Raw genomic sequence first — 9642 nt, forward strand, 5'->3', positions numbered from 1 at the left:
ACATGAGGTTGTCTTCTATACAAAAACTATTCATCAATACGATTTGACAAAGAGCCCAAATTACATCCCTGAATAGGTGTTGTTTCTTATTTAGTATTCTTAATCAAACGAGCAATATTCTCCGAAACTTGTTGCAAATTCTTATCAGTATCCTGAATTGCCTTTGATAATTCCTCTACACCAGGTACACAAGTAAAGATTGCATCAATTCCTAAAGGATAAAGTTCTGATATTTTTTCACCGACAGAACCAGCAATCGCGATGACTGTTGCTTGAGGATTAACCGCTTTGGTCGCTTTAGCAACGCCAATTGGTGTCTTGCCAAATTTGGTTTGAAAGTCAATTTGACCTTCACCAGTCACTACCACATCAGCATCTTTTACCTTATCTTTTAAATCTGTATAGTCGACTACTATGTCAACTCCTGAGCGCATTTCCGAATGTGTGAAGGCTAATAGTCCAGCTCCCAATCCACCTGCGGCACCAGCTCCAGGGACTTGTTTTAAATCTTTTCCAAGATCCCTCTTTAAAATATCAGCATAATGAGACAAAGCTTTATCTAAGAATTCGACCATCTCTTCATTAGCACCTTTTTGCGGACCGAATACATGACTGGCACCATTAGGACCAGTTAGTGGATTTGTCACATCCGAAGCGATAATAACTTTCACATCAGCTAATTCCGGCAACATAGCCGATGCATCGATCTTGTCTAATTTTTCCAACATGGCCCCACCATATTGAAGTTCTTGACCTTTTTCATCTAATAAGTGAGCTCCTAACGCTTGAGCCATACCAGCACCACCGTCATTAGTTGCTGATCCACCAATTCCGATGATAATTGTTTTAGCGCCTTTTTGGATGGCCGATTTAATCAACTCACCCGTTCCAAAAGTTGTTGTAATATAAGGGTTTTGCGTAAATTGATTAATATATTGGATTCCACTAGCCTCTGCCATTTCGATCACGGCTACTTTGCCGTCATCAATCAAGCCATAGTGAGCTTCCGTTTTACGGCCTAAAGGATTAATTACCTCTTCCGTAATGATTTGTCCGTTTTTAGCGTCTACTAAAGATTGAACGGTTCCCTCGCCACCATCGGCCATTGGCACATCGACAAAATCTGCTTCCGGATAAACTTTAGCAAATCCTTTGTGCATCGCCATAGCGACCTCTTTAGCTGTTAATGAATTTTTATATGAATCTGGAGCCAAAACTATTTTCATCATAATCCACCTCTAGAACAAATTTCCATACATTAATGTTGCTACAATCGTCATTGAAAGTCCAACTAGCATTTCCCACAAAACAACACTCATTCTTTCCTTAAAGTGCATATCAACAGCTTTGGCCGTTACGTGGAAATAGTTACCATGTGGCAATTGGTCGATGACAGTTGCTCCGGTATGAACCATCGCTGCAGCACCTGTACCAGAAATACCGAAGGACATGATTGATTTGCTGAATGAGTTTGATGCCAAGATAACACCAGTAGAAGTTGATGCTGTTGCTGCAGCCATTAAAATACCAGCAATTGGAGCTAAGAAGGTTCCGGAGATTCCCGAAACTTTGACTATCTCAACTACTTTTTGTGGTAAATCAGATGCTGAAACTAAGCCAGCGATCGCACCAGCGCCAATTAAAATCAACACTACGTCAGTCATTCGTGCCAATCCACCTGACATATATTTCAAAAACTTTTTACGTTGTCCCATTGCTAAAGTTCCAACCAGTCCGGCAATTGGTAAAATATACATTGCATCTAAATTAAATGTGGCTAACGCCTTAATTCCCAAAATATCGCCTACAGGTGTAATCAAAAGTAAAATAACAGCCACTAATGGCGTCACAATTGCAGCCCTCAGACTTGGTAAATCCTTATCCTCTTTAGTCTCAAACTTATGATCTGCCGAAACAAAAGTTCCTTTATTCTTGATCAATGTTGCTAAAAGTACCGTTACGATCAAACCAACAATTGCTGGCACAAAGTCTGCAATCATAACTTGTGAAAGCTCAACATTAAAACCTTTGGCAGCTGCAATCGTATTAGGATTAGGTGAGATGATATTTCCAGCTTTACCCCCACCAGAAAGAGCTACTAATAATGAAAGTTTACTGTAATGCATCTTTTGACCAACTTCTAAAGCAATCGGTGCCACAATCAAAACGGCCACAGGAATAAAGATTCCTACACCAGTTAAGACCATTGTCGATAAAGCCAAAGCTAAAATAGCTAATTTATCGCTGAAATGATTGACGATATTAGATGCGATCACATTAGCTGCACCTGATTCCATCATTACTCCAGCTAAAACTCCGGCCGCAATAACACGGATAATTGTCCCCATAACGCCAGAACTACCTTTGACAATTACATCGGTTGTCTGTGAAAGATTCATTCCTCCAATTAAGCAACCAACAATTGCTCCCAAAATCAATGCATAAATAGGATTAACTCTGAACAAAATCAATCCAATTGCTAAAAGCAAACCTAACAAGGCTGCCCACCAAGCAATAACCATTTTTAATATCCTCCTCAAAAACACGGTAATTGTTAAATATTGAACAATTATTAACTTTTGTATAATACCTTGATAGATTTACTAAATCAATGTACATATGCACAAAAATAATTGGATAATATATTAAAAAATAATGTATTTTCTTGATAAATCAATGTTTTTAAAATTTAAAATAATGTAAAATATTTATATGCACAAATATCAGATTTAAGCTTCTAGGCAACTTTGCTTAATCTTTAACAAGGATAAAATTATGAAATTAGACCCCAAATTAGCACAATCCATTGTTGATCGGATGATGGAAAGTATTCCGTACAATATTAATATGATGAATGAAAAAGGTTATATTATCGCTAGTGGTAATAAGGACCGTATCAATACTCTACACATTGGTGCCATTGAAACTATTGAAAGTGGTAAAACCAAGCCTATGATTGAATCCTTTGGTAAATTCGGACAGCCTGGTGTGAACATCCCTGTCGAATTTCAAGGCAAAACAATTGGCGTTATCGGTATCACTGGTGATCCTGAGAAAGTTACCCCATTAGCTTCACTACTGAAGGTATCAACTGAATTACTAATTACTCAGATCAATAGTTCTAAGGCTGAAAATCAACGTAAAGAATCATTAAATCATTTTCTTTATCAATGGACGACAATCGACAATATCTCTGAAAACGTAGAATTGAAGTCCCGAGCTCAAGCTTTGAATATCAATCTAGAATTAAAGCGCTATGCCGTTATCCTCGAAACAGATAATCAACCCACAATTTTTGAAGGTGACTTCTATTTCAGTAAAACACCGCATCAACAATTGATTATCACCCGTAACACCGACAATTTAGAAAAATATCTAAAATTTAGTCAACTCAACCAAATCATGATTGGTGTCAGTAATCAGAGTACCAATTTGAAAAAAGCTGTTCAACAAGCGATTGATACTATTAAAGTCGTTTATGAATTGCAACTAACTGATATCTACTACTATTACCAAATCAGTTTTCTCAATAAATTACTCCAAAACCAACTCTATTCAGACAAAATCATTAATACTTTCAAGAATTTACTTAAAACAAGAGCTGGTACTGAATTAATTGACACTCTCGATTGTTACTTCAAATCAAATGGTAATGTGACCGACACTTCAACTAGATTGAATGTTCATCGGAACACGACTAATTATCGATTAAACAAAATTTCTGACTATTTCAATCTTGATTTGCACGATATTACTGACATGCTTGAACTGTATACCAACTATTTACATTTCAAGAAATATCTTTATGAACATTGAATTTTTTTAGAATTATGTTTACCATTTTCATAAATACTAATAATTGATATTGAGAGGCCTAATAATGGTATTAATGAATCTTAGTTATCGTACAAACTACTTACATACATACTTCAAAACTTCTGTTGTTATTCCTGATACTGATGAAACAGATTACACGGCAGTTTGGTTACTGCATGGCTACACAGGTGATAGTACTGCTTGGAGTAAACATGTTTACATTGAGGAAATTGCTCGTAAATACAATATGGCTATCATCATGCCCGATGGCTTGAATTCTTTTTACTCTGATTCTAAATTCATTTCCTACTATTCTTTCTTTATGGATGAACTTATGCCTAAAATGCAAAAACTACTACCTATTTCTAAAGATCCATCTAAAAATTACATTGTTGGTTCAAGTATGGGTGGTTATGGTGCCTTGAAATTTGCTTTTAAAAATCCAGATAAATTTGGTAAAGTGGCTGCTCTATCACCTATTACCGACATTGAGCACTTCCGAGATAATCCTAAATGTCCTATGACAAAAGATACTTTCAATGCCATTTTTGATAGTCCTGAAAAAATTGCTAAGAATCAATTAATTAATATTTATAATAATCGTCAACCCAAATTACCTATTTTGACTCTCTGTGGTGATACTGACTTTATGCATGAAGACAATGTCATGTTCAAAAACTTCCTATCTATTCACGCCAAAGGTCATTATACTTGGATACCAGTTGAGGGTGATCACTCTTGGAAAGTTTGGAGCAATAATATTCAAAATATTTTTGATTGGTTATCATAATTCTATAAAAAAGAGGCCTTTGTCATGTCAAAAAAATATCTCACCTTCGACTGTTATGGCACTTTACTAAATGAAAACAACACTTACGATGAAATCGAAAAATTAGCTCGTAAAATTGGAGTTGATTCAACACTTGCTCGCCAACGTTTTCAAAATTATCAGGATGATTGTAATAATATGCACCCCTATTTAGATTACGATTTACTTACTCGAAATAATCTAATTCATTTAGATTACCAATTTGGTTTAGAACATCAATTTGAAAAGTACTTCGTTGATGTTTTAATTGCTCATCAGAACTTAAAACCATTTCCAGAAGTAATTAATACGTTGCAGACACTTATTGACCGTAATTATCAACTCATCCCTATGTCAAATTCTTCATGGGATATCATCGATAAAAACGTTCAAAGTCTCAAAGTTCCATTCGATGTTTGGACTGCTGAAGATGTTCATGCCTACAAGCCTGATTTACGTTTCTTTAAAACTGTTGAAAAAGAATATGGTTTTACAGCTCAAAATCACTGGCACATTGCCGAAGGTTACGACAGCGACATTATCTCCGCTGATAAAATGAATTGGCCTTCCATCTGGATTAATCGTCCACAGATTGAAACGCCATCGCCTATTTTGCCAACACATATGGTTTCTGATTTAACAGCAACATTAAATTTCTTAAAATAATTGATAACAAAATACCAACCAATTTATCCCAATATTGGTTGGTATTTTTATATAAAACGTAAACACTGTTTTATAATTAAGATAATAATAACTATTAGAAGGCGAGGCTTATTCATGAAATACATTACATTTAATCATCAAAACACTTCTGCTATCGGTATTGGCACTTGGCATCTTGGTGAAGGTAATCAGGCTCAAACTGAAGCAGAAATGCAAGCCATCAGATACGGTTTAGATCATGGTATTAACTTAATTGATACCGCCGAAATGTATGGTGAAGGCCTATCTGAATCCTTAGTTGGCAACGTCATGAAAGATTATCATCGCGAAGATCTACAACTGATTTCTAAATTCTATCCTTTCCATGCTACACCAGAATTAATTAAAACAAGTCTCAAGGCGAGTCTTAAACGGCTACAAACTGATTACTTAGATCTCTACCTGCTTCATTGGCGTGGTGACACTCCACTTTCTGAAACAATTTTTGGCTTAGAACAAATGGTTCAGACCGGTCTCATTAAAAATTGGGGTGTTTCCAACTTTGATTTGGCTGATTTAAAAGAACTTTCTAATTTAGAAAATGGTCAAAACTGCCGTATTAATGAAGACCTCTACAACATTGGCAGTCGCGGAATTGAATATTCAATTCTACCTTGGCAAAAACAGCATGACATGTCCTTTGTCGGATATTCACCATTTGGCTCTGACGGTAGCGAATACTTAAACATTAAACCAGTTATCAAAGAAATGGCTCAAGCTAAAAATATTTCTGTTCACCAATTACTTTTGGCTTGGGTTATTCGAAATCATGACCTGCTTAGCATTCCTAAAACTGGTTCAGTCACACACATGCAAAGTAATCTAGCTGCGATAGATGTTCAATTCACAGAAGATGAACTAAGACTTTTAGACAAATATTATCCTAAACCTACTCAAGAACCATCGCTTGAAACTATTTAAATCCTTAACGTGAGAAAATCATCTTCTCACGTTATTTTTTATTTCTAGCTCTAAATTTGCTACTTCTACAACATCAACGGCACACTCAGAACCTTTATTCCCAGCTTTACCTCCAGCTCGGTTCAGTGCTTGAACCATATTTTCAGTGGTCAAAATACCGTACATTACTGGTACTGAACCATTTAGGGAAACCTGACTGACACCTGCAGCCGATTCAGCACAAACATAATCAAAGTGTGCCGTTTCGCCCTTCACAACTGCTCCTAAAGCAATGATTCCATCAAACCGACCACTTTCAGATAATAACTTAACAATTCGAGGAATTTCCATTGCTCCAGGAACTTTGACTACGGTAATATTCTGTTTAGCAACATTCAGTTGCCATAATTTTTCCTGAGCTCCTTTTAATAACTTACCTGTCACAATCTCATTGAATTTGGCAACCACGATAGCTATCTTTAGCTTCTCGCCATTTAATTGTCCTGTAATTTCTGGCATTTTATTTAACCTCACTTAACAAATGATGAAATTTTTGTTTCTTAGTTTCTAGATAATGTTGATCATGAACATTAGGTTTCATTTCCAATGGCACACGATTAACGTCAATTCCCATTTGTTGTAGTTGTTCAATTTTATCGGGATTATTAGTTAACAGTGAAACGGACTTAATTTTCAACTTTTCCAACACAGCTGCTGCAATCCGATAATTTCGTTGATCAGCTGGAAAACCTAATTTTTCATTGGCCTCAATTGTATCTAAACCTTGATCCTGAAGTTGATAAGCTCGTAATTTATTTATTAACCCGATTCCTCGGCCCTCTTGATTCAAATAAATCAGTGCTCCAGAACCGTTATCCTCAATTTTTTGCAAAGCATCTGCTAACTGTTCACCACAATCACAGCGTTCTGAACCTAAGACATCGCCAGTGAAACACTCTGAATGAATTCGCATCAAAACAGACTTCTGCTGTGTAATTTGACCTTTATAAATTACTAATACTGGTTCATCTTTGAAAGTAAATGACTTCAAACGAAAATGACCATACTTAGTTGGTAAATCAACATCTGAAACTTCAGTCAAAACATTGTCATCACATGCAAAACGATAATTAACAATATCCGTAATCGTAATTAGAGACATCTCATGCTCTTGGGCAAAGGCCTTTAATTCTGGTCTACGAGCCATTTTGCCGTCTTCCTTAACAACTTCACAGATATAAGCAACTGGCGACACTTGAGCTAATTTAGCCAAATCCACTGCCGCTTCAGTATGTCCATCACGTTCTAATACACCATTGTCTTTCGCAATTAAGGGGAAAATATGCCCTGGATGATAGAAATTTTCAGGATCATTGGAAGTCGCCAACTCTTTAAGGGTCTTCGCACGATCAAAAGCTGAAATACCAGTCGTCGTTGTTTTGGCATCTGTACTGATTGTAAAAGCTGTATTAAAAGCATCATGCGAATTCGTCATCAAATGTAGACCTAACTTTTTGGCACGATCAGCACTCATTGGCGCGCACAGCAAACCTCTAGCATGTTTAATCATAAAATTAACTGTTTCAGGAGTTACAAAATCGGCTAAACCGATCATATCACCCTCGGCTTCACGTTCTGTTGAATCAGCTACAATAATCAATTTGCCTTGCTTTAACTCCTCAATAGCATGTTCTACTTTTTGAATAGTTGCTTTAATTGTCATTTTGATCCCCCCGTTGAAATGCTTGATTAATGTATTTTCCTAAAATATCCGTTTCCAAATTGACCGTTTGTCCAATGCTTAAAGCACCTAGGACAGTTTCTTTACTGGTATAAGGAATAATACCGACTTGGAAATCTTGTTCAGTTACTTTTATCAAAGTCAGACTGACACCGTTGATGGCTATTGAACCCTTCTCAATTAAATCTGGTAGGTATTCTGGTGCGATCGAAAAAGTCAGTAAAGTTGAATTTCCAGCGATTTCTTTCTGAATTAATTTACCGGTTGTATCAACATGTCCTAAAACAAAATGACCACCCATTTCGTCAGTAGGCTTCAATGCTGGCTCCAAATTGACCTTCTCATCAGGAGTGAAGTCTGCAATATTGGTTCTTTTAACCGTCTCTGGCATAACTTCAACTTGAAATTGCTGTACTTCTCGATTCGTAACCGTTAAGCAGATACCGTCTATCGAAATACTGTCTCCCAAATGAACTGAATCCAAGTGATGCCCAATTGTCAAAATAAAGTTATTCTTAGATTCCTTTATCGCTATCACTCGACCAATATCTTTTACTATGCCTGTAAACATCAACCTATCCTCCACGTTGTTATTTTTAGATTTGAATCCAATTTTTCCACGTCTAAATCACTAAATTGCATGGAGGGTATTTTTTTATCCCATATAGCTGGTAATCCACGACCAAAGACCTTATTAGCCAAATAAACTACAACTTTATCCACCAGACCTTGCTCTACAAAATCAGCCTGAAGATGACTACCACCCTCAATCAATACTGACTCCAAACCCTTCTTAGCAAACAGCTTGATAACTTTCTGTGGATTCCATTCGCCAACAAATATCTGCACGTTCTTAGGCAGTTTGTGCTGATTTTTAGTTGCACTGAAAAACCAAATTGGTTCCTGAGATTGAAATAGGTGACTATTTAAATCAACTATATTGATATCTCGTACCATCACTGCTCGAATCGGGGGAAACATTAAGTTTTGACTACGAACGGTTAGTCTTGGATTGTCAATTTTTAACGTATTTTCACCAATTAAAATTACTTGATTCTGGCTACGTAATTGCTGAGAGTCTTCATATGCTTTTTGATTAGAAATCAAAGATCTAACTTTTTTATCTTGATTAATTTTTCCATCCAAGGTCATCGCATACTTTACTGTAATCAGTGGTCGTTTATTTTTGTAAAAAAAATTGTAAGCAGTATTCAAATTTGTCGAAGCTTCAAGATTTTCAACTATAACATCGTGATCCCGCAAGTATTTGATTCCTCTTCCACTGACAATCGGATTAGGATCAACTTGACCAATCACCACTTTTTTAATTCCCATTTCTACAATTTTTTGAACGCAAGGTGGCGTCTTACCAAAATGTGAACATGGCTCCAAAGTAACGTATAATGTTGCTCCCCTAGCCTTAGTTATATCGTTCAATTTTTTTAAAGCATTAACTTCAGCGTGAGCCTCACCAAAAGTCTCATGATGTCCTTGACTCAATACTTGGTTATTCTTGACTAAGACAGCACCAACTCGTGGATTTGTCCACGTGTTTTGTCCCTTTCTAGCTTCTAAAAAAGCCAATTTCATAAAATCTTTCAATTCTTATTCACCCCGACGAATTGTCAAATCAAGCGCAACTTTGTCCCGAAGAAAACTTCAAATGGACTCT

General features: G+C 36.3%; 10 protein-coding genes. 4 read left to right on the forward strand and 6 right to left on the reverse strand.

The window, feature by feature from the left end; genetic code table 11:
• Positions 1-86 precede the first annotated feature (86 nt).
• Positions 87-1226, reverse strand: a complete 1140-nt coding sequence (locus tag FD33_RS11255) for a glycerate kinase family protein (RefSeq protein ID WP_025085993.1) — start codon at positions 1224-1226, stop codon at positions 87-89.
• A gap of 12 nt (positions 1227-1238) precedes the next feature.
• Entirely contained in the window at positions 1239-2522 is a 1284-nt protein-coding gene (locus tag FD33_RS11260) for a GntP family permease (RefSeq protein WP_025085994.1), read from the reverse strand.
• 253 nt (positions 2523-2775) lie between these two features.
• Here FD33_RS11260 and FD33_RS11265 point away from each other — a divergent pair, with 253 nt between their 5' ends.
• From FD33_RS11265 to FD33_RS11280, 4 genes are all read left to right on the forward strand, one after another.
• A complete protein-coding gene (locus tag FD33_RS11265) occupies positions 2776-3816 on the forward strand; it encodes a CdaR family transcriptional regulator (RefSeq protein ID WP_025085995.1) in 1041 nt (346 codons plus the stop codon).
• Positions 3817-3880: 64 nt separating this feature from the next.
• Positions 3881-4606 (forward strand): alpha/beta hydrolase, encoded by a 726-nt coding sequence (locus FD33_RS11270; protein ID WP_025085996.1) that lies wholly within the window; start codon positions 3881-3883, stop codon positions 4604-4606.
• 24 nt (positions 4607-4630) lie between these two features.
• A complete protein-coding gene (locus FD33_RS11275; protein WP_056955983.1) occupies positions 4631-5290 on the forward strand; it encodes an HAD family hydrolase in 660 nt (219 codons plus the stop codon).
• A 114-nt stretch (positions 5291-5404) separates the two neighbouring features.
• Complete coding sequence (locus FD33_RS11280; protein WP_025085997.1) at positions 5405-6250, forward strand: aldo/keto reductase; 846 nt, start codon at positions 5405-5407, stop codon at positions 6248-6250.
• Positions 6251-6268: 18 nt separating this feature from the next.
• On the opposite strand, the gene ribH is transcribed toward FD33_RS11280, so the two are convergent.
• Genes ribH through ribD form a run of 4 tightly spaced genes read right to left on the reverse strand, consistent with a single transcriptional unit; the run spans position 6269 to position 9572 of the window.
• Complete coding sequence (ribH, locus tag FD33_RS11285; protein ID WP_025085998.1) at positions 6269-6748, reverse strand: 6,7-dimethyl-8-ribityllumazine synthase; 480 nt, start codon at positions 6746-6748, stop codon at positions 6269-6271.
• 1 nt (position 6749) lies between these two features.
• On the reverse strand, positions 6750-7952 hold the full coding sequence (locus tag FD33_RS11290; RefSeq protein ID WP_025085999.1) for a bifunctional 3,4-dihydroxy-2-butanone-4-phosphate synthase/GTP cyclohydrolase II: 1203 nt from the start codon (positions 7950-7952) through the stop codon (positions 6750-6752).
• Positions 7942-8541, reverse strand: a complete 600-nt coding sequence (gene ribE / locus FD33_RS11295; RefSeq protein WP_025086000.1) for a riboflavin synthase — start codon at positions 8539-8541, stop codon at positions 7942-7944. Before ribE ends, FD33_RS11290 begins: the two co-directional genes overlap by 11 nt.
• A complete protein-coding gene (gene ribD, locus FD33_RS11300; RefSeq protein WP_199800314.1) occupies positions 8541-9572 on the reverse strand; it encodes a bifunctional diaminohydroxyphosphoribosylaminopyrimidine deaminase/5-amino-6-(5-phosphoribosylamino)uracil reductase RibD in 1032 nt (343 codons plus the stop codon). The genes ribE and ribD overlap by 1 nt, the downstream gene beginning before the upstream one ends.
• Positions 9573-9642: the final 70 nt, after the last annotated feature.

Origin of the sequence: Companilactobacillus paralimentarius DSM 13238 = JCM 10415 (assembly GCF_001434985.1) — a bacterium.
In the GTDB taxonomy this organism is placed as follows: Bacteria; Bacillota; Bacilli; order Lactobacillales; family Lactobacillaceae; genus Companilactobacillus; species Companilactobacillus paralimentarius.

Excerpts from the sequence above, each read along its gene's own strand:
- FD33_RS11260 (WP_025085994.1), bottom strand. The coding sequence starts at position 2,522 with ATGGTTATTGCTTGGTGGGCAGCCTTGTTAGGTTTGCTTTTAGCAATT.
- FD33_RS11280 (WP_025085997.1), top strand. The coding sequence starts at position 5,405 with ATGAAATACATTACATTTAATCATCAAAACACTTCTGCTATCGGTATT.
- ribE (WP_025086000.1), bottom strand. The coding sequence starts at position 8,541 with ATGTTTACAGGCATAGTAAAAGATATTGGTCGAGTGATAGCGATAAAG.
- FD33_RS11270 (WP_025085996.1), top strand. The coding sequence starts at position 3,881 with ATGGTATTAATGAATCTTAGTTATCGTACAAACTACTTACATACATAC.
- FD33_RS11275 (WP_056955983.1), top strand. The coding sequence starts at position 4,631 with ATGTCAAAAAAATATCTCACCTTCGACTGTTATGGCACTTTACTAAAT.
- ribH (WP_025085998.1), bottom strand. The coding sequence starts at position 6,748 with ATGCCAGAAATTACAGGACAATTAAATGGCGAGAAGCTAAAGATAGCT.
- FD33_RS11255 (WP_025085993.1), bottom strand. The coding sequence starts at position 1,226 with ATGAAAATAGTTTTGGCTCCAGATTCATATAAAAATTCATTAACAGCT.
- FD33_RS11290 (WP_025085999.1), bottom strand. The coding sequence starts at position 7,952 with ATGACAATTAAAGCAACTATTCAAAAAGTAGAACATGCTATTGAGGAG.
- FD33_RS11265 (WP_025085995.1), top strand. The coding sequence starts at position 2,776 with ATGAAATTAGACCCCAAATTAGCACAATCCATTGTTGATCGGATGATG.